The organism is Mesorhizobium sp. 113-3-3, from assembly GCF_016756495.1.
GTDB lineage: Bacteria > Pseudomonadota > Alphaproteobacteria > Rhizobiales > Rhizobiaceae > Mesorhizobium.
Genome location: NZ_AP023243.1, coordinates 2,253,442 through 2,278,678 on the forward strand (window position 1 = coordinate 2,253,442; position 25,237 = coordinate 2,278,678).

25 protein-coding genes, 1 tRNA gene and 1 pseudogene are annotated in these 25,237 nt (G+C 63.7%); 13 read left to right on the plus strand and 14 right to left on the minus strand.

The window, feature by feature from the left end:
• Window positions 1–155 precede the first annotated feature (155 nt).
• From JG746_RS10870 to JG746_RS10890, 5 genes are read left to right on the plus strand one after another with little or no spacing between them, the layout of a single operon-like run.
• Window positions 156–5,852 (plus strand): calcium-binding protein, encoded by a 5,697-nt coding sequence (locus JG746_RS10870; RefSeq protein WP_202358128.1) that lies wholly within the window; start codon window positions 156–158, stop codon window positions 5,850–5,852.
• 7 nt (window positions 5,853–5,859) lie between these two features.
• Window positions 5,860–6,420: an invasion associated locus B family protein gene (locus JG746_RS10875; RefSeq protein ID WP_202358129.1), complete on the plus strand. Its 561-nt coding sequence runs from the start codon at window positions 5,860–5,862 to the stop codon at window positions 6,418–6,420.
• 13 nt (window positions 6,421–6,433) lie between these two features.
• Window positions 6,434–7,102 carry a hypothetical protein gene (locus tag JG746_RS10880; protein ID WP_202358130.1) on the plus strand — a complete coding sequence of 223 codons (669 nt, stop codon included), beginning with the start codon at window positions 6,434–6,436 and terminating at the stop codon, window positions 7,100–7,102.
• A 36-nt stretch (window positions 7,103–7,138) separates the two neighbouring features.
• Window positions 7,139–7,600, plus strand: coding sequence for a DUF4189 domain-containing protein (locus JG746_RS10885; protein ID WP_202358131.1), 462 nt, complete (start codon window positions 7,139–7,141; stop codon window positions 7,598–7,600).
• Complete coding sequence (locus tag JG746_RS10890) at window positions 7,585–8,133, plus strand: invasion associated locus B family protein (RefSeq protein WP_202358132.1); 549 nt, start codon at window positions 7,585–7,587, stop codon at window positions 8,131–8,133. Before JG746_RS10885 ends, JG746_RS10890 begins: the two co-directional genes overlap by 16 nt.
• 145 nt (window positions 8,134–8,278) lie before the next feature.
• Here the strand turns inward: JG746_RS10890 and JG746_RS10895 are convergent.
• A pseudogene (locus tag JG746_RS10895) lies at window positions 8,279–8,452 on the minus strand (HlyD family type I secretion periplasmic adaptor subunit); the annotation flags it as partial.
• A gap of 439 nt (window positions 8,453–8,891) precedes the next feature.
• Here JG746_RS10895 and JG746_RS10900 point away from each other — a divergent pair.
• Complete coding sequence (locus JG746_RS10900) at window positions 8,892–9,239, plus strand: hypothetical protein (RefSeq protein WP_244730739.1); 348 nt, start codon at window positions 8,892–8,894, stop codon at window positions 9,237–9,239.
• Between the two features lie 214 nt (window positions 9,240–9,453).
• On the opposite strand, the gene JG746_RS10905 is transcribed toward JG746_RS10900, so the two are convergent.
• A tRNA-Met gene (locus JG746_RS10905) sits at window positions 9,454–9,530 on the minus strand.
• A gap of 241 nt (window positions 9,531–9,771) precedes the next feature.
• Between JG746_RS10905 and JG746_RS10910 the strand changes: the two genes are divergently transcribed.
• Window positions 9,772–10,737 carry a Gfo/Idh/MocA family protein gene (locus tag JG746_RS10910; protein ID WP_202358133.1) on the plus strand — a complete coding sequence of 322 codons (966 nt, stop codon included), beginning with the start codon at window positions 9,772–9,774 and terminating at the stop codon, window positions 10,735–10,737.
• A 15-nt stretch (window positions 10,738–10,752) separates the two neighbouring features.
• Here the strand turns inward: JG746_RS10910 and mnmA are convergent, their stop codons facing one another.
• Window positions 10,753–11,943 (minus strand): tRNA 2-thiouridine(34) synthase MnmA, encoded by a 1,191-nt coding sequence (gene mnmA, locus JG746_RS10915; protein WP_202358134.1) that lies wholly within the window; start codon window positions 11,941–11,943, stop codon window positions 10,753–10,755.
• A gap of 287 nt (window positions 11,944–12,230) precedes the next feature.
• On the opposite strand from mnmA, the gene sciP reads away from it, so the two are divergent.
• On the plus strand, window positions 12,231–12,506 hold the full coding sequence (sciP, locus tag JG746_RS10920; protein WP_006203587.1) for a CtrA inhibitor SciP: 276 nt from the start codon (window positions 12,231–12,233) through the stop codon (window positions 12,504–12,506).
• Between the two features lie 69 nt (window positions 12,507–12,575).
• On the opposite strand, the gene JG746_RS10925 is transcribed toward sciP, so the two are convergent.
• A complete protein-coding gene (locus JG746_RS10925; RefSeq protein WP_202358135.1) occupies window positions 12,576–13,502 on the minus strand; it encodes an NADP-dependent oxidoreductase in 927 nt (308 codons plus the stop codon).
• An 89-nt stretch (window positions 13,503–13,591) separates the two neighbouring features.
• Here JG746_RS10925 and JG746_RS10930 point away from each other — a divergent pair, with 89 nt between their 5' ends.
• Window positions 13,592–13,990 (plus strand): winged helix-turn-helix transcriptional regulator, encoded by a 399-nt coding sequence (locus tag JG746_RS10930; RefSeq protein WP_202358136.1) that lies wholly within the window; start codon window positions 13,592–13,594, stop codon window positions 13,988–13,990.
• A gap of 86 nt (window positions 13,991–14,076) precedes the next feature.
• Here the strand turns inward: JG746_RS10930 and JG746_RS10935 are convergent, their stop codons facing one another.
• On the minus strand, window positions 14,077–14,454 hold the full coding sequence (locus JG746_RS10935; RefSeq protein ID WP_202358137.1) for a flagellar export protein FliJ: 378 nt from the start codon (window positions 14,452–14,454) through the stop codon (window positions 14,077–14,079).
• Window positions 14,455–14,905: 451 nt separating this feature from the next.
• Here JG746_RS10935 and ctrA point away from each other — a divergent pair, with 451 nt between their 5' ends.
• Window positions 14,906–15,601 (plus strand): response regulator transcription factor CtrA, encoded by a 696-nt coding sequence (gene ctrA / locus JG746_RS10940; protein WP_006203583.1) that lies wholly within the window; start codon window positions 14,906–14,908, stop codon window positions 15,599–15,601.
• Window positions 15,602–15,700: 99 nt separating this feature from the next.
• Here ctrA and JG746_RS10945 read toward each other — a convergent pair whose 3' ends face one another.
• Both JG746_RS10945 and chpT read right to left on the minus strand, forming a co-directional pair.
• Window positions 15,701–16,069, minus strand: coding sequence for a response regulator (locus tag JG746_RS10945; protein WP_019860755.1), 369 nt, complete (start codon window positions 16,067–16,069; stop codon window positions 15,701–15,703).
• A 225-nt stretch (window positions 16,070–16,294) separates the two neighbouring features.
• Entirely contained in the window at window positions 16,295–16,924 is a 630-nt protein-coding gene (gene chpT, locus JG746_RS10950) for a histidine phosphotransferase ChpT (protein WP_019860754.1), read from the minus strand.
• 389 nt (window positions 16,925–17,313) lie between these two features.
• Between chpT and JG746_RS10955 the strand changes: the two genes are divergently transcribed.
• Together JG746_RS10955 and JG746_RS10960 are read left to right on the plus strand one after the other, a co-directional pair.
• Entirely contained in the window at window positions 17,314–17,850 is a 537-nt protein-coding gene (locus tag JG746_RS10955) for a DUF1134 domain-containing protein (protein ID WP_244277619.1), read from the plus strand.
• Between the two features lie 160 nt (window positions 17,851–18,010).
• A complete protein-coding gene (locus JG746_RS10960; protein WP_202358139.1) occupies window positions 18,011–19,162 on the plus strand; it encodes a hypothetical protein in 1,152 nt (383 codons plus the stop codon).
• Window positions 19,163–19,184: 22 nt separating this feature from the next.
• On the opposite strand, the gene JG746_RS10965 is transcribed toward JG746_RS10960, so the two are convergent.
• The 5 genes from JG746_RS10965 to JG746_RS10985 form a co-directional block, all read right to left on the minus strand.
• Window positions 19,185–19,982, minus strand: a complete 798-nt coding sequence (locus JG746_RS10965; protein ID WP_202358140.1) for a TrmH family RNA methyltransferase — start codon at window positions 19,980–19,982, stop codon at window positions 19,185–19,187.
• Window positions 19,983–20,085: 103 nt separating this feature from the next.
• On the minus strand, window positions 20,086–20,430 hold the full coding sequence (locus tag JG746_RS10970) for an ArsR/SmtB family transcription factor (protein WP_027047319.1): 345 nt from the start codon (window positions 20,428–20,430) through the stop codon (window positions 20,086–20,088).
• Between the two features lie 155 nt (window positions 20,431–20,585).
• Entirely contained in the window at window positions 20,586–21,365 is a 780-nt protein-coding gene (locus JG746_RS10975; protein WP_202358141.1) for a HugZ family pyridoxamine 5'-phosphate oxidase, read from the minus strand.
• Window positions 21,366–21,481: 116 nt separating this feature from the next.
• Window positions 21,482–22,243, minus strand: coding sequence for a 3-hydroxyacyl-CoA dehydrogenase (locus tag JG746_RS10980; protein ID WP_202358142.1), 762 nt, complete (start codon window positions 22,241–22,243; stop codon window positions 21,482–21,484).
• A 129-nt stretch (window positions 22,244–22,372) separates the two neighbouring features.
• Entirely contained in the window at window positions 22,373–22,897 is a 525-nt protein-coding gene (locus tag JG746_RS10985) for a GNAT family N-acetyltransferase (protein ID WP_202358143.1), read from the minus strand.
• Window positions 22,898–23,169: 272 nt separating this feature from the next.
• Here JG746_RS10985 and JG746_RS10990 point away from each other — a divergent pair, with 272 nt between their 5' ends.
• A complete protein-coding gene (locus JG746_RS10990; RefSeq protein WP_202358144.1) occupies window positions 23,170–24,153 on the plus strand; it encodes a glutathione S-transferase family protein in 984 nt (327 codons plus the stop codon).
• A gap of 13 nt (window positions 24,154–24,166) precedes the next feature.
• Here JG746_RS10990 and JG746_RS10995 read toward each other — a convergent pair whose 3' ends face one another.
• Both JG746_RS10995 and JG746_RS11000 read right to left on the minus strand, forming a co-directional pair.
• The gene (locus JG746_RS10995) at window positions 24,167–24,646 is read right to left on the minus strand and encodes an ABZJ_00895 family protein (RefSeq protein WP_202358145.1); all 480 of its coding nucleotides are present in this window, start codon (window positions 24,644–24,646) and stop codon (window positions 24,167–24,169) included.
• Between the two features lie 66 nt (window positions 24,647–24,712).
• Window positions 24,713–25,207, minus strand: a complete 495-nt coding sequence (locus JG746_RS11000) for an NUDIX domain-containing protein (protein WP_202358146.1) — start codon at window positions 25,205–25,207, stop codon at window positions 24,713–24,715.
• Window positions 25,208–25,237: the final 30 nt, after the last annotated feature.

Consider the following 25,237-nt stretch of genomic DNA (forward strand, 5'->3'; position numbering starts at 1 on the left):
AACTAAAGTAACTATCCGTTAACTCCGGCGAAGTTGCCGCGTTTTTTTCTGACAAAACAGCAATTTCCTGAAATACGGCAAACCAGAATCATGGCTTTCTGCGAGTGCTGGAATTTGTCAGACATTTCCTGACGGCTGGCGAACGGAGAGGGACCATGACCGACAATCACATTTCGAGTGGCTCGTTTGTTCAGCTTCGCACGGCGCATTTCGCCAGGCATTGGATTGCCGGGGCCGAGCACGGTTCCCGCGCGCTCCGCCGCCGCCTGATGGCGGTGCTGCGCATGGCGCACCGCGTGCTCGGCATGCGCCGCAAGGGATCTGGACTCGGCATGCTCGGCATCGGCAGGGCGCTGGCAGGCGCACTGGCTGTGATTGCATTGGGCGGCATCGCCACGCCGGCATCAGCACAGGTTTTCGGCGGCGGCGGCACGGCGAACGGGATACGCGGTATCGCGTTTGGGTCCGGAGCCGTGCAAAACGGAGCCGACTCGATCGCCGAGGGCACCAATGCCAGCGCGGGCGCCCAGAATGCCGTCGCGATCGGCTTCGGCTCGATCGCCTCCCAGATCAACTCCATCTATCTTGGCTCGCGCACCGTCGCCGGAACAGGCGCCAACGCCACGAGCGCCATCGGCATCGGGACGGATGTCACGGCATCCCAGGCGGACGCGATCGCGGTAGGACGTTCGTCCGTTGCGTCGGCGCAATATGCGGTGGCTCTCGGCCTGAACGCAAAGGCCACAGGCGCAGGCGGCGCAATGGCTCTCGGCCAAGGTACGATCGCAAGCAATATTAATTCGGTCGCGCTCGGCGTCCAGGCTAGCGCCACCGGGGGCGGCGCCAACGCCTTGGGCACCTTCTCTGTTGCTTCGGGAGGGAATTCTACCGCTGTCGGTACCAGTTCGTCCGCCACTGGTGGCTTGTCATTCGCCGGAGGCTGGTCGGCCGTCGCCAGCGGGGACAGTGCCGTCGCCTTAGGCAAGTCGGCCAACGCGGCAGGGCTGAACTCGACCGCGCTCGGCTCGAGCACCAATGCCTCGGCCGATTTCTCATTGGCGCTGGGTAACCAGGCCGTGTCGAGCGGTATCGGCTCGGTCGCGGCCGGCTCGGGATCCCAGGCCACTGGCGTGTCCGCCACCGCAGTCGGCAACAACGCCGCGGCGACCGCCGCCAGCGCAACCGCGCTGGGACTGGGCGCCACCGCGAGCGGTGTGAACGCCAGCGCGATCGGCAAGCAGGCCAATGCGAGCGCGCAGAGCGCCATCGCCATGGGCGATACATCAGTTGCGAGTGGCACCGCCAGCACGGCGGTTGGCAACACGGCCGCTGCCAGCGGCGCAAACGCCTCCTCGTTCGGGTCCGGCGCGAAAGCGACAGGAGACAATTCCCTTGCCGCCGGCGTCAGCGCCAATGCCGGCGGAATTGGCAGTACGGCACTCGGTATCGGGGCCAATGCGTCGGCGACGAGCGCCATCGCCGTCGGCAACAATGCCAAGGCCAGTTCCGCGGAAGCAGTCGCCATGGGCACCAATGCGGTGGCGACCGGCGGCAAGGCCGTCTCCATCGGTTCCGGCAACACCGCCTATGGCGACGGCGCGGTCTCGATCGGCGATCCGAGCTTTGCCAGCGGCACCGGCGCCTTCACCGGCGGCGCCAACAACATCGCCAACAGCGACGGTACGGCAACCGCCACCGCCGCCAACCAGGCGGCGGGCGCCGTCGCCATCGGCAACAACAACAAGGCCATCGGACAGGGCTCCGTGGCGCTGGGCAATGGCACCACGGCAGGTGCCGCCGGCCTTGCGGGCAATGTCGCGCTCGGCGATGGCGCCACCGCGGCGGCGAGTTCCGGCGACGTGGCGCTTGGCTCTGGCTCGGTGACCACGGCGGCGGTCGGCACCAGCGGCACGACCATCGGCGGCACGGCCTACAGCTTCGCCGGCACGACGCCGACCAGCACCGTCAGCGTCGGTAGCGGGACCAATCAGCGCACCATCACCAATGTTGCGGCAGGACGAATCGCGGGCAATTCGACCGATGCGATCAACGGCTCACAGCTGTTTGCGACCAATCAGGCATTGCAGTCGGCCATCGCCGGGGCGGCGTCGCATTATGTCAGCATCAATGATGGCGGCACGGCGACCGGGAACTATGGCAACAATGGCGCGACGGGCGCCCAGTCTGTGGCCATTGGCACCAATGCCGGCGCGACGGGCGGCCGCGCGATTGCGTCCGGCAGCGGCGCGAAAGCCCTGGGCGACTTCGCGTCGGCTTATGGCGATAATGCCAGCGCGACCACTGCGGGTACCGCCATCGGCGGAGGCACCAACGCCTCCAACCAGTTCGCCTTCGCCGGGGGGTTCCAATCCACGGCGTCCGGGGTTTCGTCCGCGGCATTGGGCCTGCACGCTAATGCGACCGCCGACAACGCGATCGCCATAGGCACGAGCACGACTGCCAACGCCGTCGATGCCGTCGCCATTGGCGATAGCTCGACCGCGACCGGCGCCACCTCGACGGCTCTCGGCAGCGGTGCCAGCGCGTCGGGTGGACGGGCGATTGCGTCCGGCAGCGGGGCAAAAGCGCTGGGCAACTTCGCGTCGGCTTTTGGCGATAATGCCAGCGCGACCATCGGGGGTACCGCCATAGGTGGAGGCACCAACGCCTCCAACCAGTTCGCCTTCGCCGGGGGGTTCCAATCCACGGCATCCGGGGTGTCATCCACGGCATTGGGTCTGCACGCCAATGCCAGCGCCGACAACGCGATCGCCATGGGCACGGACACGATCGCCAATTCCGCCGATGCCATTGCCATCGGCCATGGCTCGACCGCGGCCGGCGGCAAGGCAACCGCGATCGGCGCCGGCAACACCGCTTTCGGGGACGGCGCCGTCTCGATCGGCGATCCCAGCTACGCCAGCGGCACCGGCGCCTTCACCGGCGGCGCCAACAACATCGCCAACAGCGACGGCACGGCGACCGCCACCGCCGCCAACCAGGCCGCAGGCGCCGTCGCCATCGGCAACAACAACAAGGCGATCGGGCAAGGTTCCGTGGCGCTGGGCAACGGCACCACGGCGGGCGCCGCCGGCCTCGCGGGCAATGTCGCGCTGGGCAATGGCGCCACCGCGGCGGCGAGCTCCGGCGACGTGGCGCTCGGCTCGGGCTCGGTGACCACTGCGGCCGTCGGCACGGCCAATGCCGTCATCAACGGCACAACCTACGCCTTCCAAGGCACCACGCCGACCTCGACGGTCAGCATCGGCGCCCCCGGCGCGGAACGCACGCTCACCAATCTGGCGGCGGGGCGGATCAGCTTGACGTCGACGGACGCGGTCAACGGCTCGCAGCTCTTCGCCACCAACCAGGCGGTCGACGCCATCGGCGCCGTCGTCAACAACATCAATGTCGGCGGCGGCATCAAGTATTTCCATGCCAACTCGGCCTTGCCGGATTCCCAGGCGCTTGGAACGAATTCCGTCGCGGTCGGACCCAACGCCGTGGCCAACAATGCCGGCGATGTAGCGATCGGCCTGAATTCCGCATCAGGGACCACCACGGCGGTTGGCGGCGCGACGATCGGCGGCGTGAACTACACCTTCGCCGGCACCACGCCGGCCGGCGCGTTCTCGGTCGGGTCGGCTGGCGCCGAGCGCCAGATCCAGAACGTCGCGGCCGGACAGTTGAATGGCGGCTCGACCGACGCGGTCAACGGCTCGCAGCTGTTCGCCACCAACCAGCAGGTGACGCAGAACACGACCGATATTGCCAACATCGGCAGTGGCGTCACCAATCTTGGCAACACCATCAACAACATCGCCGGCGACACCTCGACCGCCTATACCGACGCCAACGGCATAGGCATCCGCTACGCCCGCACCAACGAGGCCGGGCTGGCGCAAACCGATTCCTTCGCGCAAGGGGTAGGCTCCACTGCCGTCGGCTACCAGGCGACCGCGACCGGCGTCAGCGGGCTGGCGCTCGGCCGCGGCACACTGGCCAGCGTCGACGGCAGTGTGGCGCTTGGTTCGGGTTCCGTGTCCGACCGGGCCGTGGCGCCGGCCACCGGCCAGATCGCGGCCGGTCCTTCCAACTTCATCCAGTACAACACCACCGACAAGACGCTGCTCGGCGCGGTGTCGGTCGGCACCGCCACGTCCTACAGGCAGATCACCAATGTCGCCGACGGCACGCAGGCGCAGGACGCGGTGACGGTTCGCCAGCTGCAGGGAGCGATCGCCTCGGTCTCGGTGACGTCGACCAAATATTTCCATGCCAATTCGGCGGCCGGCGACTCGCTCGCGGTGGGCGCCGAGTCGGTCGCGGTCGGCCCGACGACGGTCGTCAACGGTGACAATGGCATCGGCATCGGCAACGGCGCCATTGTCGACCAGACCGCGCCCGGCGGAACGGCCATCGGCCAGAACGCCCACGTCATGCTGGCCGACGGCCTGGCGCTCGGCACCAATTCGCTGGCGTCCGGCATCCAGTCGGTGGCGCTCGGCGCCGGCGCCCAAAGCACCTTCATCAACAGCGTGGCGCTGGGCGCTCAGTCCATCACCTCGGTCGGCGCCCAGGCCGGCTACACGGCCTTTGGCCTGACGGGCCCACAGACCTCGGTCGGCGAGGTGTCGATCGGCGGCGCAGGAGCCGAACGCAAGCTCACCAACGTCGCGGCCGGCTCGGCCAATACCGACGCCGTCAACGTCTCGCAGCTCAAGGGCGTGTCGCAAAACGTCGCCAACCTGTTCGGCGGCGGCACCACGGTCAATCCCGATGGGTCGATCACCGGCCCGACCTACACCATCCAGGGCAACAACTATTCGACCGTCTATGACGGGTTCACGGCCGTCAACAACGCGCTGACCAACATCAGCAATGGCGGCGGCATCAAGTATTTCCACGCCAATTCGACGCTGGCCGACTCCACCGCCAGCGGCACCGACAGCGTGGCGATCGGGCCGGCCAGCGTGGCCAGCGGCACCAACAGCCTTGCCGCCGGCAATGGCTCGACAGCCACGGGCCAAGGCGCGGTGGCGCTTGGCCAGGGCGCCAAGGCCAACAACGCCAATGATGTGGCGCTGGGTTCGGGCGCGTCGACGCAGGCCGCGGTCGGCACCTCCAGCACCGTCATCAACGGCAAGACCTACACCTTCGCCGGCACCACCCCGATCGGCACCGTCAGCGTCGGCAGTGCCGGCGCCGAGCGCACAATCACCAATGTCGCCGCCGGACAGATCAACGCCGGCAGCACCGATGCGATAAACGGCTCGCAGCTCTACGCCACCAACACGGCGATCCAGGATTTGAAATCGGGCCTCGGATCGCTCACCCAGAATGCCGTCGTCTATGACACCAATCCGGACGGCAGCAAGAAGAACAGCATCACGCTGCAGGGCGGCGACGTCAACGCGCCGGTGGTCATCTCCAATGTCGGCCCCGGTGTTGCCGGCACCGACGCGGTCAACGTCAACCAGCTGAACCAGGGCCTGACCAACGCCATCAGCACGTCCAACACCTACACCGACAAGGTGGCGGCCACGACGTTGCAGCAGGCCAACAACTATACCGACCAGAAGCTCAGCCAGCTCAATAGCGACATCGACGGCATACGCGACGAAGCCCGCCAGGCGGCGGCGATCGGCCTGGCCGCAGCCTCGCTGCGCTATGACGACCGTCCCGGCAAGCTGAGCGTCGCGGCGGGCGGCGGCTTCTGGCGGGATTCGAGCGCCTTGGCCTTCGGCGCGGGCTACACGAGCGAGGACGGCCGCATCCGCGGCAACGTGTCGGGCACGGCCGCCGGCGGTCATGTCGGCGTCGGCGCCGGTATCAGCTTCACCTTGAACTGAGGCTGGAATGAAAGGACTTGCCGCACTGACTTGCCTGGTGCTCTGCGGCGGCCTCGTGCCGGCCGCGGGGCAGGTGGCGTCGCCGTATCGGATCAAGCCTTCGGATGTGGTGCTGCCGCCCGACGTGAAGCTGGGAACCTATCAGCGCACGATCCGTCCGTTCGAAAACTGGACGCTGATCTGCGACGAGAACCTCAAGGCCCGCAAGAAAGTCTGCAATGTCTCGCAGGTGATCGAGGATACCTCGGGCAAGATGGCATTCAGCTGGTCGCTCGCCGCCACGCAGGACGGCAAGCCCTACATGATCGTCCGCACCGCGCCGAACGCCAGGAGCGACGGCCTGGTGTCGCTGAAGTTCGACGGGCGGGACCAGGCGATCGACGTCCACCTGAACGGCTGCAATGACGTGGTCTGCGTCGGCATGCTGCCGGTCGGCCCCGTCATGCGCCAGCAGATCGCGCAGAACGCGACGCCGGCGATTTCCTATCCGACCGTCGACGGCCAGACGATCACCGTGACAGCAGCAACACTCAAGGGGCTGACGGCAGCCCTTTCGCCACTCAAATGACCGGGGCAGCACAATGAGCCAACAGGACCAGTTCACGTCCGTAAAACGCAGCAGCCCGGCCGTCGAGGCGGATCGGCAGAGGCTTGTCGAACCGCCACGGCGGCGATGGCCGCGCGTCGTCGGATTTTCCCTGTTGGGGCTCGTCGTGGCGGGCCTTGGCTTCGCGGCCGGGAACTATGCCGCGATCGCCAATCTGGTCGGCAGCGCGACGGCCGCACAGGCCGAGACCGCCAACCCGGCGCTTCCGGACACACCCTTCCTCGAGCATGTCAAACAGGCCGGGGTGCAGGCCTGTTCGACCATCTATCCGGTGCTCGGGCAGATTTTGACGACAGGCACGAAATACAGCGTCAAATCGCTGTGGAACGACCAGGCGGCCGACAAGCATGCCGTCCAGGCCTTCGTCGGCATGGACTATGCGACGGAACGCTATAGCGGGCCTGCCGCCGGTGTCGTTTTCGCATCGCCCACCGCATCGGGTTGCGAGGGGACGATGGTGCGGGTGGCGCCATTCGCCAGCCCGTGCGCCGACCTCCCGTCCATTCTGCCTCAGGGCAGCAAGATCACTGATCATCTCGGGCAGGTCGAAGTGTACGAGCTCGGTGGCAATGCCGGGGAAGCCCTCCTGCTGCCGACGGGCAAAAGCTGCGTGGTGATCTCCGTCGCTTCAGCGGCGAAGTAGGCGAAGCGACCAGGATCAAGGAAAGGGGTGCCGACCATGAGATTGCGGGCTTTGGCCGTTTTGGGCTTGACCTTGTTGTGGAGCGGGCACGTCGTCTCGGCCGACCTTGTGGCGCCGCCGGAGCCGCAGCATGAAGAAAAAGGCATCTGGGCGGCCATCGCCTATTCGCAGTCCGACAGCAAATACGGCTTCTTCTGGGGCGCCGACAAGCGGCAGGAGGCGAAGGACATCGCGCAGAAACATTGCGAGAATGCCGGCGGCAAGGCCTGCAACGTCGTCTCCGTCTTCCGCAACCATCGCCATTGGACCGATGACGACGAGACCGGCTTTCCCTACAAGCACTGCGGCGCGCTCGCCATGGCCGACAAGGTCGAGAACCGTTTCACGCCCTGGGGCGTGAACTCGGCCGAGACCCGCCGCGAGGCCGAAGACCTCGCCTTGCAGGCCTGCGAGGCCTCAGGGGCCAAATGCAAGATCCGTGAATGGGTCTGCACATGAAGCGTGGCCTCAAGGCCGCCTGCGCATACGGGGCAATCGCATTCTCGTTGATGTCGCCGGCGTTGGCTCAACAACAGGCGGCTGCTGCTCCAGACGGACCGTCATCGCTACGCGAAGTCTATCAGGACTGGAGCGTGTCCTGCTCTGTCCAGGAGAACGCCAGGGTCTGCTCGCTTTCGCAGGACCAGGTCCAGAAGAACGGCCAAAGGCTGCTTGCCATGGAGATACAGAAACGCGCGGACGGGTCGACGATGGCCACCTTGCTTCTACCCTTCGGCATCCTGCTCGATCCGGGCGTGACGCCGCAGATCGACGATCAGCCGCCCTTATCCCCGCAGCGCTTCAGGACCTGCCTGCCGACAGGCTGTATCGCGGTGTTTTCCATTGACCGATCGGTGCTCGGAAAGCTGAGGGTAGGCACGGTGCTGAAGCTCAACGTCACGACCGATGCAGAGACTCCGCTGACGTTCCCGGTGTCGCTGCACGGCCTGACCGCGGCGCTCGACCGCATGGTCGCGTTGAGCGCACGGTAAGGACAAGGACGGCGGCCCGCGATGATGAAAAAGGCCTATGTCAAACCCACGCTTGTGAAACGCGGAAAGCTGACCGAGCGCACGGCACAAATCGTGGCATCCGGGATGATATTGGGCGAGTAATCGTATCTCCTGACGCCGACGGCTATTTTTCCCGCATCGCCCGGAGGAAGTTCTGCGTGATCGGCTCGGCGAGGTAGGAAAGCACGGTGCGGGCGCCAGTGCGGATCATTGCCTCGCTCGTCATGCCGGGCAGCAGCTTGCGGCCCTCCAGCTTGGTGAGTTCGCCCTTGTCGATCAACACGGTCGCGGCGAAAAACGCAACGAACTTGCCTAAAACCCGTCAAATAAGGAAACCAGAGCTTAGGCAGTTTGTCAAGAAATGGCTAATATATATTAAGCTATAAAAGAAAGCTTAGACTGTCGCGACGATCGGCGCCGACGTTTCGCAGGGCAGCGGGGTATTCGGTAAAACACGAGGAAAAGCGCCGCCCATTCGTACGGGGTTCCCGGCAAAATCGTGCTGATGACCTGCACGAAGCAGAATAATGTGCAATTCGGCGGCCTGTTGCCGACCGACCGCTTATGATGGGGAGAACTTGATGCGGAACACTATGCTGGGCTTCGCGGCACTTGCCCTGGTTGCATGCCAATCGGCTCCTGTGGAGCCGCAACCCGCCGCTGTCGAACCTCCGTCAGCTCCGGTTGTCGCTCCCCCTGCATTGGCTCCCGCGACCGCTCCTGCAGGTTCGACCATCATGGATCCATCCGTGACGATTACGCCGCCAGCGAAGGGCGTTCCAACAAAATACGCCGCTTTTTCGGGCATGTGGGCCGGGCGATTGGAGGGCACGTATGAAGCCAAAGTAGCCGTGCAGACGATTTCGCCAAACGGCAAGGTGACGGTCACCTTCGCGTGGGGCAATCTGGGCGACAACAATCCGGGAGAGGCCGCCGGTGAAGGAAGAATTGTCGGGACCACATTGAAGCTCGGGCGCCTGCCGAATGGCGCCGACATCAGTTTGACGATGTTGCCTGATGGCACGCTGGCCGGAACCTATGCGCTCGCCGGCCAAACCTACACGGGCGCGTTCACCAAGCAATGATCAGGGAAGCGTCCGCATGTTCGCCGGGGACGGGCGGCTTGGCGAGCGACTGAGGGACGCTGACGCCGCTCGATGCAGGCTCTCGCGTAGCGCCGCGCCGATGACATTGGTGATCCACTGCGGCTCGCTCGCCGATAAACCGGCCAACCTCGTCGTCAACGCAAGTAGCTGGCCGCGATTGATCGCACCTGCCGCAAGCTCTGTCGTCGAGAAGTGGTAGCGGGAGAGGGACTTGAACCCCCGACCCCAGGATTATGATTCCCGTGCTCTAACCAACTGAGCTACCCCGCCAGGGCGGCGAAAGGCCCGAAATCCGCCTCAAATCAAAAGGCATTTCGAGGCGTTCGCCAAGGTCGCGCGGATATAAGGTTGGGAGGGCGAGCCTGTCAAGCTTCGAAGCATTCCATATCGCCGCATATCCTCATTGCCGAAAAAAGCTTTGCCGTCTGGACATTTGGTTGCAAGCGCCGGGGTTGAGTTCGAAGGGGCACGTCGCTATGTCTCGGCCACGAGTTTTTAGAGTTTGAAACAGATGAAGCCGCGCATTGCAGTCCTCGGTTGCGGATACTGGGGCAGCAACCATATCCGCACCCTCAAGGCGCTTGGCGCGCTGTACGCGGTTTCCGACGCCAACAAGGCGCGAGCCGAAGGCTTTGCCAGCGAACAGGATTGCCTGGCGATCGAGCCGGACCAGCTGTTCGGCCGGGACGAAATCGACGCCATCGTCATGGCCTTGCCGCCACAATACCATGCCGACCTTTCCGTGCGCGCCGCTGAAAGCGGCAAGGACCTGCTGGTGGAAAAGCCGATCGCGCTGACGGTGCCGGATGCCGAGCGCGCGGTGCAGGCGGCCAAGGACAATGGCCGCGTCTTCATGGTCGGCCATGTCCTGCGCTTTCATCCCGCCTTCGAGACGCTGAAGGGGCTGATCGACAAGGGCGAGCTCGGCGAAGTCCGCTACATCCACTCGCACCGGCTCGGCCTCGGCAAGTTCCACACCGAGAACGATGCGCTATGGGACCTGGCGCCGCACGATCTGTCGATGATCCTGGCCATCACCGGCACCGAGCCGATCGAGGTGCGCGGCGAGGGCGCGGCACTCCTCGACAACCTCAGCGACTTCGCACATCTGCACATGCGCTTTCCCAACGGCCTGCGCAGCCATCTTTTCACCTCGCGGCTCAATCCCTATCGCGAGCGGCGGCTGACCGTGGTCGGCACCAAGGCGATGGCGGTGTTCGACGATGTCGAGCCATGGGAACGCAAGCTGGCCGTCTACCGCCACGCGGTCTGGCAGGACAGCGGCCAATGGGCCTTCACCACCAACGAGCCGTCCTATGTCGCGGTCGCGCAAGGCATGCCGTTGACGCGCGAACTCGAGCATTTCATCCACTGCATCGAGACGCGGGCCGAGCCGCGCACCAGCGGCGAGGAAGCAATCAGGGTGCTGCGCATCCTGACGGCGGGTACCGTCACCCACACCAAGTCGAAAGACTGAGAAGGCGCCGACTGCTTATTCGGCGGGAATTTGCGCCGGCCTGGCCGCCAGCTTCGTCAGCATGGCCTCTGCCTCGGCGCCGCGCTCGGAGCGCTCGATAAAGCCGCCGCCGAAGACGCGCGCTTCGTTGCCGTCGTCGGAATAGAGCACGCAGGCCTGGCCGGGCGCGATCCCGGACTCGCCGTCGGCCAGTTCGACCGACGTCACGCCCGCGATGTGGCGCAGCACCGCCGGGCGCGGCGGCCTGGTCGAGCGCACCTTGGCGAACAGTTCGAGGCCGCCTTGCGGAATATCGCCAAGCGGCCCGTCGCCGAGCCAGTTCATGTTGCGCAGGTAGATCTTGTGCGTCTCCAGCGCCTCGCGCGGGCCGACCACGACGCGGGCCCGTTCGGCATCGAGATGGACGACATAGAGCGGCTCGCCCGACGCGATGCCGATGCCGCGGCGCTGGCCGATCGTGTAGCGCAATATGCCCTCATGGCGGCCGAGCACGCGGCCGTCGATATGGACGATGTCGCCTGGATTGGCGGCAGCCGGCTTCAGCTTGGCGATGATGTCGGAATACTTGCCTTGCGGCACGAAGCAGATGTCCTGGCTGTCCTGCTTGGCGGCCACCGTCAGCCCCATCTCCTCGGCTATGGCGCGAACCTGCGGCTTCGACAGGCCGCCCAGGGGAAAGCGCAGATAGTCGATCTGCGCCTGCGTGGTGGCAAACAGGAAATAGCTCTGGTCGCGGTCGGCATCGACCGGCCGGTAGAGCGCGCGGTGGGTGCCGTTGGCGCCGGAGCGGATGTAGTGCCCGGTGGCGAGCGCGTCGGCGCCGAGTTCCTTGGCGGTGGCCAGGAGGTCGGCGAACTTCACCGTCTGATTGCAGGAGACGCAAGGGATCGGGGTCTCGCCGGCGACATAGCTTTCGGCGAAGGGGTCGATGACCGCCTTGCGGAAGCGCTCCTCGTAATCGAGCACATAGTGGGGAATGCCAAGCGTTTCGGAAACGCGGCGGGCATCGTCGATGTCCTGTCCGGCGCAGCATGAGCCGGCCCGGTGCGTGGCCGCGCCGTGGTCGTAGAGCTGCAACGTGACGCCGACGACATCATAGCCTTCGCGTTTCAACAGGCCGGCGACCACGGACGAGTCCACGCCGCCCGACATGGCGACGACAATGCGGGTGTTTTCGGGACGTCCGGGAAGGTCGAGACTGTTCATGATGCTTTCATTCTGCGCGGCGTCTGAATGCCAATGTCGAGAATATAGGTCAAGCTTTCCGGCAGCGCCAGCTTGCAAGGCGATCGACGAATTGCGGGCGATCCGCCATCGGCCGGATTTTTCCCAACCAATTCAACGCTTCCAGCCGGATGTTTCAAATGCCTGCGAAAAGACTAACGCGGCGTTCACGATCCTTACCTAGTCATTAGGGTCTGCTTAGGCAATTTTTAAAGCTGTGGCGGTAACGTGGCGGGGATTGGGTCTTTGAGTTTTTTGTAGAGAGTACGATGACCGATCTGGTTAGACCTAGAGTTAAGTATGTTATCGGGCCTGACGGCAGCCCTCTCACGATTGCCGATCTGCCGCCGACCAACACGCGTCGCTGGGTTATCCGGCGCAAGGCGGAAGTGGTCGCGGCGGTGCGCGGCGGGCTTTTGAGCCTTGAGGAGGCATGCCAGCGCTACAAGCTCACCACCGAGGAATTCCTGTCCTGGCAGGCGTCGATCGACGAATATGGCCTTGCCGGGCTGCGCACCACGCGCATCCAGCAATACCGGCACTAGGGCCGGGCCGAAGATACAAAAGGGCGCGGCATTCCGCGCCCTTTTGCTTTTGGGGCGTGTCTTTGTTGGTCAGACCGTCAGCGCCACCTTGCCGATCGGTTTGGTGGCGAGGAAGGCGTGGGCAGCACCCGCTTCTTCGAGCGGGAAGCTTTTGGCCACATGGACGGTGAGCTTGTTCGCGTCGATCAACCGGCCAAGCTCCACCAGGCCTTCGCGGTCAGGCACGACGGACATGCGCTCGACGCGGATGTCGCGCGCGCTGGCCAGCGCCCTGGTGGCGTCGCTGAGGTTCAGCAAGGACACCAGCACGCCGCCGTTCCTGATGACCTTCAGCGAGCGTTCGGCATGCTCCCCGCCTATCGGGTCCAGTACCAGATCGATGTCGCTGATGCGGCTGGTAAAATCACCCTTGGTGTAGTCGATGATCTCATCGGCGCCGAGCTTGCGGACGAAATCGAGCTTGTTGGGGCTGGCGGTGGCGATGACATAAGCGCCGCGCGCCTTGGCGATCTGCACCGCCAGATGGCCGACGCCGCCGGCCGCCGCATGCACCAGCACGCGCTGGCCCGATTTCAGTCCGCCATGGCGGACAAGGCCCTGCCAGGCGGTCAGGCCGGCCAGCGGCAGGGCGCCTGTCTGGATGTGGTCGGCTCGCTTTGGTTTCAGTGCGATCTCGTCGGCGGGCACCGCGGCGAGCTCCGCATAGGCCGCCGCCTGCTTGGGGAAATGCGGCATGCCGAACACCTCGTCGCCGACCTTGAGGCCGGTGACGCCGGCGCCCAGCGCCTCGACCGTTCCCGAAATATCCCAGCCGAGGATGAAGGGCGGCTCGCCAAGCAGCGGATAGTAGCCGCCGCGCACGGCGCCATCGACCGGATTGATGCCGGCCGCCTTGACGCGGACCAGCACTTCGCCGGCCTTGGGTGCGGGGTCGGGCTTGTTGGCAATGACAAGGACATCGGGTCCGCCGACGGAATTCTGGGTAACGGCACGCATGGAACCTCTCCTGCTTGGTTGGTGCCGCTATCATTTGGATAGTAATAGTCACTTGTCCAGTATGTACCTTCGTGATATATAGGTACCTCATGGATAGTGAAGACGCTTCTCCCTTTGGCTATGACGCATACCGGCGGACCTGCCCTTCGCACACGGTGCTGGAGATGCTGGCCAGCAAATGGGTCTACCTGGTGGTCTGCGCACTGCGCAAAGGCCGGCTGCGCAATGGCGAGCTTGCCCGAAAGCTCGAAGGCATCACGCCCAAGATGCTGACGCAGACATTGCGGGTACTGGAGCGCGACGGCCTGGTGCGGCGCGAGATCTTCCCGGTCATTCCGCCGCGCGTCGAATATGAATTGACCGAGCTTGGCCAGAACCTTGGGGCCCTTCTTACCCAGATCAGGGCATGGGCGGAGCAGCACGCGCCTGACATCAAGGATGCCCGCGCCAAGGCGATTGCCGCACATGAAGGTGATTGGGCCGCCTAGATCGGGGATCTCGCGGCAATTGCCGGGTTCGGCGCGATCGCTCGATGAGCCACGCGCCCGCGTCGATTATGCGGATATCGGCCGGCTCAGCCGATCATGGCGCTGCGGCCGCCGGTTTCGGCGTCGCGAACCTTGGTGTCTCGCGATTCCAGCATTTCGGCCTTGGAAAGCTCCGCTTCAGCTTCGCCGAGTAATGATTCGGCAGCGCTTCGCTGCTGGGCGAGGTCGCTTTGCGAATTTCTGAGGTTGTCGCGGCGCAAGCGCGCCGCCTTGGCGAAGGTCGGATAGGCGAAATGATTGATGTCGGTGATGCCGGCTTTCTTTTCCTCGGCGGTGATCTGAAGCTCCAGTTCGACGGCCATGCGTTCGAACTCGGCGATCATCATGTCGAGCTGCAGCAGCTGCCGCCGCTTCTCATTCACCTGAAACTGTTTCAGCCGAACGAGGTTTTCACGTGACTTCATGATTCGGTACTCCCGGAAACGCACACCCGCACATATCGTCCAAACCACCTGGAAAGGCCCAGGCGTTGCCCATGTCCACCGGCATCTCCCGAACTATGGGAAACAAAACCCTAAAGTTTTTTGCCGGCGGTAACCATTCGTTTACGGGCATTGTTAATCATACGGCTCAGGACTTAAGGCCGGGTAAAAATTCCGGCCGCCGAAGCGAAGGCGCGTCGATGAGTCCCTGGAGTCGCTTAGTCCAGGTTGTTAATGTGTTGCATTAGGAATTTGGGTATGAGATTCGTTATTAGATTCAAGAGGGTGTAGAAAGGGGTTAAAAAATCTGATACCGTCATGGACGGGAAATTAGGTTTTGTTAACCATTCAATGGCAGCCTCTGCACAAGGCAACCACTGCTCCGGGGCAGGACGGGTCGTGAAATGGTCCGGCAGCAGAAAAGGGGAATGAAATGCGTGTTCTGCTGATAGAAGATGACAGTGCAACCGCACAAAGCATCGAACTGATGCTGAAATCGGAAAGTTTCAATGTCTATACGACGGACCTCGGCGAAGAGGGTGTCGATCTGGGCAAGCTCTACGACTACGACATCATCCTTCTCGATCTCAACCTGCCAGACATGTCCGGCTACGAGGTCCTGAGAACGCTTCGCCTCTCCAAGGTGAAGACGCCGATCCTGATCCTCTCCGGCATGGCCGGCATCGAGGATAAGGTGCGCGGCCTCGGCTTCGGCGCTGACGACTACATGACCAAGCCGTTCCACAAGGACGAGCTGGTGGCGCGCATCCATGCCATCGTGCGGCGCTCCAAGGGGCATGCCCAGTCGGTCATCACCACCGGTGACCTGGTGGTCAACCTCGACGCCAAGACCGTCGAAGTCGGCGGCCAGCGCGTGCACCTCACCGGCAAGGAATACCAGATGCTGGAGCTGCTCTCGCTGCGCAAGGGCACCACGCTCACCAAGGAAATGTTCCTCAACCACCTCTATGGCGGCATGGACGAGCCGGAATTGAAGATCATCGACGTCTTCATCTGCAAGCTGCGCAAGAAGCTCGACGCCGCATCCGGTGGCCAGAACTACATCGAAACGGTCTGGGGCCGCGGCTACGTGCTGCGCGAACCCGAAGATATCCGCGTCAGCGCCTGAGCGGCGGGCATCGCCCGAATCATTGCCTTGTCAGACAAAAAACCCGGCTTCGGCCGGGTTTTTGCCGTCATGGATCGGCAATGCGAGGGCCTTGCCGCCTCAGGCGGCGATTTTCAGGTTGCGAAAGCGCTCGAGCAGTTGCGGGCGATTGAACGGCTTCAGGAGATAGCCCTGGGCGCCGGCGCGTTTGGCTCGCATTATCGAGGCGATGTCGAGCTCGACCAGCGAGATCAGGATCTGCGGCCGTATCGGGCTTTCCATGGCGCGCACGCGGCGGATGAGGTCAACCGCCTGCACGTCCGGCAGGGCACCGTCGACGACGATGATGTCGGGCATGTCGGCGGCGCACATCTCCAGTGCGTCAAGCCCGCTGGCTGCTTCGATGACCACCATGTCGGAACCGCCCAGGATGCGTTTTGCAACCTTCCTGATGACGCTTGAATCGTCGACGAACATGCAGCGTTTCATTTCCGGGTCCTCTTTGCCTCAGGGCAATCCGGTCGTGCGGGGCATCTGCCGATCACCCTAGGCCGATCTGGTAAAGAACCCGAAAAGCCTTTAGGTAAAATTTTTGGAAAGATGCCGCTGGAGAGGCTTTTCTTCGCGAATGCTTCGCTGCCGCTGCCGATTGAGCCGTCACGGCAATATTACGCCGTTGAAATACTTTGTTCTTCCGGCAAGCCGGCCGGACGCTCAGGCTGCCGAAAGCACGATTTCTTCCGCGGTCGCGTGGATCGATATCGTCATGCCGGCCTCGCGGGCCAGCAGCAGCGTGTAGTAGGGCTGCACCGAATGCGCGTCGATCGGCTCTTCCGGCTTGTGGCCGGAATGCAGTTCGAGGAATTTCGGCGGCACGCGCAGCATCGGGCCGCTTGCCGAAAGGGAAATGCGCGGCTCGGTTTCGAGATTCTCGAGGGTGACGACCAGCTTGCCGCCGCGCGGAATGGCGGCGTTGGCGACCAGGATCAGGTTGAGCAGCAGCTTGACCTTGTTCTTGGGCAGCAGCGCGCGTGCCCCGTTCCAGGTCAGTTCCGGCTTCTCGTTCTTGAGGAAGGCGATTGCCACCGCTTCGGCGTCGCCGGTGTCGATCAGCATGCCGGCGGAGCCTGCCGCGCCGAAGGCGATGCGGGCGAACTGCAACCGGGCCGAGGCGTTCTTGGCGCTCTGGCGGATGAGGCGCATGGCATCCTCGTCGGCGCCGCCCTCGTCAAGCAGTTCAAGCCCGTTGTTGATCGCGCCGACCGGCGAGATGATGTCGTGGCAGACGCGGCTGCACAGAAGCGCCGCGAGGTCAGGCGCGGAAAGGGTGAACAGATCGGCCATCGGTGAAAATCCCTGCAAAATTCCACAATTCATGGCCGAGCGATTGATTGTCGCGCCTGCCCACACGAATCACGCTTCAACCCGAGGCTCTCTGAATACACAGCACTCGTATGTACAGCAACAAATCCGAAACTGTCGTCGGGGCAAATGGCGCGTTTGCGCGGGCTTTCAGCGCCGCGCGACCCCAAAAGCCAGCCTTCGAACCGCCATCTTCCTGTGGGAGTTAATGGTTGAAAAAGAATTACGGCATAGTTTGCCCCTAACAGTCATCCTTAACGGCCGCCTAAAGAGCCGGACCGGATGCGAGGCGTCGGCGAAAGTGCTCCATGACGGAGATTGGAAGCATGTTTTCCCGATTCTACGACCGGAGTTTCCTCCGCGTCATCTCAATGGCGATCACGCTCATGGGCGTCCTCGTCTTCTCGACCTCAGCCCTGCGGGCCCAGGAATACACCGCTCAGGAGATTATCGATTCCGGTCACAAGTTCTTCGGCGCGACATCGGGTGGGCTCGCCACCGTCGTCGAGAAGATCTTCGCCTCTTACGGCCTGCCCAATGGCTATCTACTGGGTGAGGAGGGTTCGGGCGCGCTGATCGGCGGCCTGACCTACGGCGAAGGCACGCTCTACACCAAGAATGCCGGCGACCACAAAGTGTTCTGGCAAGGCCCGTCGCTGGGCTGGGATTTCGGCGGCGAGGGGTCCCGGGTGATGATGCTGGTCTACAATCTCGACGATGTCAGCAACCTCTACAACCGCTATGGCGGCGTCGCCGGTTCGGCCTATGTGGTGGCGGGTGTCGGTTTCAATGTGCTGAAGAACAACAATGTGCTTCTGGTGCCGATCCGCACCGGCGTCGGCGCCCGGCTCGGCGTCAATCTCGGCTATCTGAAACTGACCGAGCGGGCGACCTGGAATCCGTTCTAAAGTTCGACCCTTCGTGACCGCAATGCCAAGTTTTCGATGGGAATTGTAGGCCTGTGACCCTCCTCGCGCCGCGGCAAGCTCTTGCCGCAGCGCCGGATTTCCGCCATGCCAGTATGATGCGGTCCAGTTCCGGCGGTTGCCGCCGATAGCGGGTAGTCCTTTGGTTCAGTCGGTCCTGTTCTTTGCCCTCGGCTTTCTCTGTGCCGGCTTCCTGGCGCTGATGGTGGCGCCGGCCGTCTGGCGGCGTGCCGTCGCGTTGACCCGCAGGCGCATCGAGGCCTCCATCCCGCTGACGCAGAGCGAAATCCAGGCAGACAAGGACAGCATCCGGGCCGAGTACGCCATGACGACGCGCCGCCTCGAGATGAACGTCAAGGCGCTGCGCGAGAAAGCGGCCGAACAGCTCGTCGAGATCAATCGTGGCCGCGAGGCGTTGAAGGGGTTGGCGATCGAACGCACGGACAAGAACCACGCGCTCGCCGAACTCGGCGCCAAGAACGAAGCGCTGCGGCAGCGCGAAGAGGAACTGCATCAACTTTCGGAGCGTCACAAGGAAACCGAACGCAAGCTGGAGAAGCGGGCATTGGAGCTCGAAAAGCTGGAGCACATGTACGACGATGCAAGTTTTTCTTCTTCCAACCGGCAGATCGAGCTCGTGGCGCGGGAGTCCGAATTGCAGAAGCTGGCCAGCGATATCGCGCTGCTGCGCGGCCAGCGCAAGGAAGCAGACCGGCGCCATCAGGAGATCGCGGCCGAAAGCAAGGCCGCGCGCGATGCGCTGAAGGCGGAGAAGAAAAGGGCGGCCGAACTCGACAAGAAGGTGGAGCGGCTGCTGGCGACGCTCGCCGATCGCGAGGACAAGCTCGACCGCCGCGAAAAGGAATTGGCGCGGCTGCGCGAAAAGGCGAAGGCCGAGGATGGCGGACCGGCCTTGCGGCTGGTCGGCAAGCCCGATGAAGCGGGCAGGCATGACGAAGCCAGGCAGCGCGATGATCTGGACCAGGCGATCGCCAAGCTCGACAGCGACCGCGAGCGGCTGGAGGCCAGGCTGACGGCGCTGGCGCGCGAGAACAAGCGGCTCAAGGCGGATCTCGGCGCCATGGCATCGTCGGATACGGCCAATGGCAGCGCCGCGCTGCGCGAGCAGATGAACGAGCTGGCGGCTGAGGTCGTCCATCTGACGGCCAAGCTCGAGGGACCCGATTCCCCGATCGCCAAGGCGCTGGCGGCACCGCAGGACAGCCGATCCAATGGCGGCGATCGCAGCCTCGCCGACCGTGTGCGGGCCTTGCAGAAGGCGGACGCGAACTGAGGCGGGCGCGCCGCCGTCGCCCTTAACGATGCGAGAAGTGGTGCAGCGCGATGGCTGACGCTGCGGCGACGTTCAGGCTGTCGAAGCCTTTCGACATGGTGATCCGCACGGTTTGCAGGCGCGCAAGCAGGCTTTCGGGCAGGCCTTCGCCCTCGGTGCCGAGATAGAGCGCCAGGCGCTCGGCGGGCCTTGCATCGCGGATGTCGATGCGTCCGCGCGGCGACAGGGCGAATTGTTCAAAGCGCCGTTCGGCGAGCATCGCGGTAAAGTCTGACGTGTCGGCGAAGGACGCAAACGGGATCTTGAGCGCGGCGCCGACCGAAACGCGGATCGCCTTGCGGTACAGCGGATCGCAGCATGTCGCGTCCATCAGCACCGCATCGGCGCCGAAGGCGGCGGCATTGCGGAAGATCGCGCCCATATTGTCGTGGTTGGCGATGCCGACGAGCACCACCACCAGAGCCTGGTCGGGCAAGGCATCCAGCAACGGCGCGGCCGCTTGCGGCGTCTCCTTACGGCCGATGGCCAGGATGCCGCGATGCATGTGGAAGCCGGCGATCGCGTCCATCACCGCTGAGGCGACGACGTAGACCGGCAGGTCCGCCGGCGCCTTGTGCAGGATGTCGTTCAGGCCGCCGAGCCGGTTTTCCAGGACAAGGACGGATTCGGCGCCGAAGCGGCCGGACGATAGAAGCAGGTCGAGAACCACTTTGCCTTCGGCGACGAAACGGCCTTGCCGGCCGGCAAGATCGCGTTCGCGGATATCGAGATAGGCGGCGACGCGCGAATCCCGTGGGTCGTCGATGCGAATTGGGTCCATGTCCCGCGCTCAAATAGCGAGAGCGTGGTTCGTGCGTCGGGAGAGACGCACGACCCACGCTCTGGAAATCGTCAGCGAGGTAAACGGCCGCAGGAGCGTCCGGTCAAGTCCCGGCGCGGCGCAACCTCTGCGCCATCTGGGACAGATCCTCCTTGCCGGTGCCGAAAATACCATCCAGCACGACAAGCAGTTCGCGCACTGCGTCGGACTTGCAGGAGTAGTAGATCATCTGGCGGTCGCGGCGGGTTTCCACGAGGTCAAGCGCCCTCAGCTTGGCCAGATGCTGCGAGAGCGCGGACTGGCTGAGCATCACCTTGTCGGCGATGGCGCCGACCGACATTTCACCGTCGATCAGATAGCTCATAATCAGAAGCCGCTTTTCGTTGCCCATGAGCATCAAAAATTCGGCAGCAGATTCGGCGTTGGCGATTAGCTTTGTCGAGACCATGAATGCCCCATGCTGTTTGCTCATCGAGGCGCCATGGGGGCAATGGTGCCTGAATCCATAAATTCACTTGCGAAAGGCCACTGACGAGTCAGCGCCATCTCTGAAGGGTAGAACATTTCTTTCAAATCTCAAGTGTTGCTTTTGATCAAATGCAATTAAGTTTCATTATTTGTCTGCCCAGCGGCTCGGCCGGCCCTAGCCATTTCGACCAGAACGGGCCGCAATTCCCGTGCCGCTACCAGAGGTTGTGGAAAGAATACCCGGCAAACATTGTCTCCCGACAGCAGATCCATGCCGTCGGCGTCCAACCCGGCGATGCTCCAGCCATCACCATATGCCCCAGCGTAATAATGCGCGTAAACGGCGATCGCGTCCAGATGGTTCGCGTTCATGTGCTCGACGGCGGGTTGTTCGCTCGCCGCAAGCTCTTCCACGATGGGGCCGACGGAGACGAGATCGGAGCGATCGAGCAGATAGGCCTTGCCGAAGCCGCCATTGAGGCTGGCGCGCTGTGGCTCGAGGCGAAAGATCGAGAAGTCGCCGAGCCCGGCATAGAGGCTCGCCTTCGGATTGCGGTTGAGATAGCGGCGCTGGGCACGAGCATGCGCCTCAGAGCCACGCTCGAGCCGCGATGCCTGGCAGATCAGCGACAGGCGCGGATGCGCCAGCGGGTCGCCCTTGCCGGGCTCGCCGAGCAGGAGGGAACAGCGTGGATCGGCAAGCATGGCGGGCGTGTGCGCCGAGAGCATCGAAACCAGGATCAGCGGCGCGCCGTCGATGTCGGTGGCGACACCAACCCGGCTCGCCAGCGGTGACCCGGTCTGCGGTTCCAGCACCGCCAGGGCGCCGAAGCGAGCGCTGCGCAGAAGCGTCTTCGCCAACCGGATCGCCTCGGCGTCGGTCTGGCGGATCACGTCCTTCTTTCGATCGTCCAAGGGTCCCGTCCTGCTAAGTTGATTTTTCTATTCCACTTATCAGGCGATGATGCCGGTCTTGGCAAGCACTCTATGCAAATCACCCGGAGCCGCATCGCACTTCCAAGGTGACTGTACTACTTCGGCGCCATGCGGATGGCGCCGTCGAGGCGGATGGTTTCGCCGTTCAGCATCTGGTTTTCGATGATGTGCAGGGCAAGTGCCGCATATTCGGATGGTTCACCGAGGCGGGACGGGAAGGGAACGGCGGCGCCCAGCGAATCCTGCACCTCCTGCGGCATGCCGGCCATCATCGGTGTCTTGAAGATGCCGGGTGCGATGGTGCAGACGCGGATGCCGGAACGGGCAAGGTCGCGCGCCACCGGCAGCGTCATGCCGACCACGCCCCCCTTCGAGGCGGAATAGGCGGCCTGGCCGATCTGGCCGTCATAGGCGGCGACCGAAGCGGTGTTGACGATGACGCCACGCTCGCCGCCCAACAGCGGCTCGAGCCTGGCGGCGCGGTCGGCGACCAGGCGGATCATGTTGAAGGTGCCGATCAGATTGACTTCGATCACCTTGCGGTATTGATCGAGCGGATGCGGCCCGTCCTTGCCGACCGTCTTCACGCCAATGGCGATGCCGGCGCAATTGACCAGCAGGCGCGGCTCGCCCAGCCTGCTCGCCGTCTCGGCGAGGGCCGCGGTGCCGCTGTCGGCGCTACTGACGTCGCATTGGACGGCAATGCCGCCGATTTCGGCCGCGACCTTGGCGGCGCGGTCGATGCCGACATCGAAGATGGCGACGCGGGCGCCCTTGGCGGCAAGCGCACGCGCCGTTGCCTCGCCAAGGCCGGAGCCGCCGCCGGTGACGATCGCGATCTGGCCGTTGGGGTTCATGGCGTCATCCTCTCCCGGAGCAATTCATCATTTCACGAAAGCGCCGAACAGTTTCACATCTTCCTGGAATTGCTCCAAGGAAGCAGGGACGGATCAGGCCCGGATCGGCGGTCAAGGTCAAGCCATCGGCTAGACGTGCTCGGCGATCCTGGCCTGGCTGGCATGGCCAACCTCGCCCGTGAGCCTGGCGACCGCGCCCGGCGTGATCTCGTGCGACAAAAGGCGGTCTAGATCGACAGGGCGCGGCATCGAGATCTGGCCGCGCGGGATGCGCTTGAAACCGAGCGGCCCGTAATAGGGCTCGTCGCCGACCAGTATGACGGCCGGCGCGCCGACCTTTGCCGCCGCTTCGAGCGCGATCGCCACCAGCCGGCGGCCGATGCCGAGATTCTTGAAGGCCGGCCGCACGGCGAGCGGTCCGAGCATCAACGCGCGGCCGGCGCCGGCGGCGATGCGGGTCATGCGCACCGAGGCGACGACGAGATCGCCGTCGACCGCTACATAGGACAGCGCGCGCTCGTGGCCGCCGGCTTCGCGGATCTTGTAGGCGGCCAGCACGAAGCGGCCGGGCCCGAAGGCCTCGTCATTGATGGCTTCGATTTCAGGGTCGTGCGCCGGAGTTTCCGGCAGGTATTTCACGTCGGCAAGGCTCATGGTCTTTGCGTTCCGGTCAGGAGGAAAGGTTGCTGCAAACGGCAGCATTCGCCAGTCAGCGCTTCATCAAGCGCGGGCGCCCTTTCGTCGTCGGTCAAACCGGATCAAAGCAAAGTCGAACATGCGGAGTGTCCGCTAGCATCAATTTTCGGCCGCCGCAATTGGCCGTTTTAATCCGCCGTCTCTGTCAAGTGACGGTCTGTTCAGCACCTGACGTCTTCGGCAGGGCGAGCTTGCGCCTAAATTGGAAGAAAGGACGCAAGGAGATTTGCATGGGATTGCTGGTCGAAGGCCGATGGCAGGATCGCTGGTATGATACGGCGGACAATGGCGGCAGGTTCGTGCGGACGCAGTCGCAGTGGCGCGACTGGGTCACCGTTGATGGAGCACCGGCCGAAGGCCGGACGCGCGGCTTCAAGGCCGAGCCCGGGCGCTACCATCTCTATGTCTCGCTCGCCTGTCCCTGGGCGCACCGGACGCTGATCTTTCGCGCGCTGAAGGGGCTGGAAGACATCATCTCCGTCTCGGTCGTGCATCATTTCATGGGCGCCAACGGCTGGACGTTCCTGGCCGAGGACGGCGCCACGGGCGACACGCTTTACGGGCTGGATTTCCTGCATCAGATCTATGCCAAGGCCGATCCCGGCTATTCCGGCCGGGTGACGGTGCCGGTGCTTTGGGACAAGAAGGAGCAGACCATCGTCTCCAACGAGTCTTCCGAGATCATCCGGATGCTCAATTCGGCGTTCGACGCATGGGGCGATGCAAGCCTCGACTTCTATCCCGAGCACCTGCGCAGCCAGATCGATCGTATCAACGCGCTGGTCTATCCCGCGGTCAACAACGGCGTCTACCGCGCCGGCTTCGCCACCACGCAGCGTGCCTATGAGGAGGCGTTCGGCGAATTGTTCTCGGCGCTGGACAGGCTGGAGGAGCGGCTGTCAAAACAGCGCTATCTCGTCGGCGACCGCATCACCGAGGCCGACTGGCGGCTGTTCACCACGCTGGTGCGCTTCGATCCGGTCTATGTGGGCCATTTCAAGTGCAATCTGCGGCGCATCGCCGACTATCCGAACCTGTCGAACTATCTGCGCGACCTCTATCAGGTGCCTGGTGTCGCCGCGACCGTGAACCTGCATCACATCAAGGCGCATTATTACGGCAGCCACGAGACGATCAATCCGACGCGGATCGTGCCGGTCGGGCCGGAACTGGACTATGGCGCGCCGCATGACCGGGAGCAGTTCGCGATCTGAAATCGCCGAGACTTTACCGGAAGGTCTCGGCATTCACGCGAGCCTGTCTGGCAAGCTCCGCTTTCAGGAAATTCTTGCCCATGCGGCTCGAGTAGCCCAGGGCGTTGAGAGCGAAAACCATGAGCCCGGCAAACAGCAGGACGAAAACCCAGACGAGAGCAGGCATGGTATTGCTTCCCGGCATGGCGCCGCCCGCAACAGCAAGGCCGACGAGCATCAGTGAAAGCAGGCACGAGACCAGAGACGAAAACAGCGTTATCTTCCAATATTCGTCTCGATTGAAAAGCCGAAGGTTCCTGTTGATGAATTTGTAGGAGGCGAAAGAGGTCGAACCAAACGTGATGGCGAAGCCGCTTGCATGGCCGAAACTGTCCGGCAGCGAAGGAAAGACCATCGCCACGCCGATAAACACAACGGTCAAGCCCACCATCATAAGACTATAAAAGCCGACATAGGGCCAGACGCTCACTGATTTTACTTGTTCGACATCCATGGAATCGCCCCCCGTATATTTTCCTGATCAATATAGCTCGGAACTTTTTTAACAGCCAAGACGAGCTTACCAATAGGGCGACGGGGGTTCCTCGCCAAAAACCTCGGCGATGCGCCGCAGCGTTGCCGGCGTCGTGTCCCTGGGCAAGCGATCCAGCGGGAAGAAGCCGGCCTCGGCGATCTCGTGGTCGGGCAGCTTCGGCGTGGTCTGACTGAACTGCTCGATGAGATAGAAGCCGACATGGTCGCGTCGGCTGGAGCGACGGTTGAAGTGCATCGACTTCAGCGCCGCGGGGGCGGTCAGCGCGATGTTGCCTTCCTCGGCGAGTTCGCGCGCCAGCGCCTCGGCCAGCGTTTCTCCGACCTCGACGCCGCCGCCGGGAAGCTGCCAGCCGGGCACATAGGTGTGGCGGATGAGGAAGACGGAATTCGTCGCGGTGTCATGGACGAGGCCGCGCACGCCGAGGGTCATTGGCCGCCGCAGCACGAAATAAAGATGGAACAGCCGGGCCCGCAAACCCGGCCAGCCGGTCTGGCGGAAGGTGTCTTCCGGGTTTGCCATCAGGTGCGAAACCGGTAAGGAAACCTTGAG

Excerpts from the sequence above, each read along its gene's own strand:
- JG746_RS10870 (WP_202358128.1), top strand. The coding sequence starts at position 156 with ATGACCGACAATCACATTTCGAGTGGCTCGTTTGTTCAGCTTCGCACG.
- JG746_RS10875 (WP_202358129.1), top strand. The coding sequence starts at position 5,860 with ATGAAAGGACTTGCCGCACTGACTTGCCTGGTGCTCTGCGGCGGCCTC.
- JG746_RS10880 (WP_202358130.1), top strand. The coding sequence starts at position 6,434 with ATGAGCCAACAGGACCAGTTCACGTCCGTAAAACGCAGCAGCCCGGCC.
- JG746_RS10885 (WP_202358131.1), top strand. The coding sequence starts at position 7,139 with ATGAGATTGCGGGCTTTGGCCGTTTTGGGCTTGACCTTGTTGTGGAGC.
- JG746_RS10890 (WP_202358132.1), top strand. The coding sequence starts at position 7,585 with ATGGGTCTGCACATGAAGCGTGGCCTCAAGGCCGCCTGCGCATACGGG.
- JG746_RS10900 (WP_244730739.1), top strand. The coding sequence starts at position 8,892 with ATGGATCCATCCGTGACGATTACGCCGCCAGCGAAGGGCGTTCCAACA.
- JG746_RS10910 (WP_202358133.1), top strand. The coding sequence starts at position 9,772 with ATGAAGCCGCGCATTGCAGTCCTCGGTTGCGGATACTGGGGCAGCAAC.
- mnmA (WP_202358134.1), bottom strand. The coding sequence starts at position 11,943 with ATGAACAGTCTCGACCTTCCCGGACGTCCCGAAAACACCCGCATTGTC.
- sciP (WP_006203587.1), top strand. The coding sequence starts at position 12,231 with ATGACCGATCTGGTTAGACCTAGAGTTAAGTATGTTATCGGGCCTGAC.
- JG746_RS10925 (WP_202358135.1), bottom strand. The coding sequence starts at position 13,502 with ATGCGTGCCGTTACCCAGAATTCCGTCGGCGGACCCGATGTCCTTGTC.
- JG746_RS10930 (WP_202358136.1), top strand. The coding sequence starts at position 13,592 with ATGGATAGTGAAGACGCTTCTCCCTTTGGCTATGACGCATACCGGCGG.
- JG746_RS10935 (WP_202358137.1), bottom strand. The coding sequence starts at position 14,454 with ATGAAGTCACGTGAAAACCTCGTTCGGCTGAAACAGTTTCAGGTGAAT.
- ctrA (WP_006203583.1), top strand. The coding sequence starts at position 14,906 with ATGCGTGTTCTGCTGATAGAAGATGACAGTGCAACCGCACAAAGCATC.
- JG746_RS10945 (WP_019860755.1), bottom strand. The coding sequence starts at position 16,069 with ATGAAACGCTGCATGTTCGTCGACGATTCAAGCGTCATCAGGAAGGTT.
- chpT (WP_019860754.1), bottom strand. The coding sequence starts at position 16,924 with ATGGCCGATCTGTTCACCCTTTCCGCGCCTGACCTCGCGGCGCTTCTG.
- JG746_RS10955 (WP_244277619.1), top strand. The coding sequence starts at position 17,314 with ATGGCGATCACGCTCATGGGCGTCCTCGTCTTCTCGACCTCAGCCCTG.
- JG746_RS10965 (WP_202358140.1), bottom strand. The coding sequence starts at position 19,982 with ATGGACCCAATTCGCATCGACGACCCACGGGATTCGCGCGTCGCCGCC.
- JG746_RS10970 (WP_027047319.1), bottom strand. The coding sequence starts at position 20,430 with ATGGTCTCGACAAAGCTAATCGCCAACGCCGAATCTGCTGCCGAATTT.
- JG746_RS10980 (WP_202358142.1), bottom strand. The coding sequence starts at position 22,243 with ATGAACCCCAACGGCCAGATCGCGATCGTCACCGGCGGCGGCTCCGGC.
- JG746_RS10985 (WP_202358143.1), bottom strand. The coding sequence starts at position 22,897 with ATGAGCCTTGCCGACGTGAAATACCTGCCGGAAACTCCGGCGCACGAC.
- JG746_RS10990 (WP_202358144.1), top strand. The coding sequence starts at position 23,170 with ATGGGATTGCTGGTCGAAGGCCGATGGCAGGATCGCTGGTATGATACG.
- JG746_RS10995 (WP_202358145.1), bottom strand. The coding sequence starts at position 24,646 with ATGGATGTCGAACAAGTAAAATCAGTGAGCGTCTGGCCCTATGTCGGC.
- JG746_RS11000 (WP_202358146.1), bottom strand. The coding sequence starts at position 25,207 with ATGGCAAACCCGGAAGACACCTTCCGCCAGACCGGCTGGCCGGGTTTG.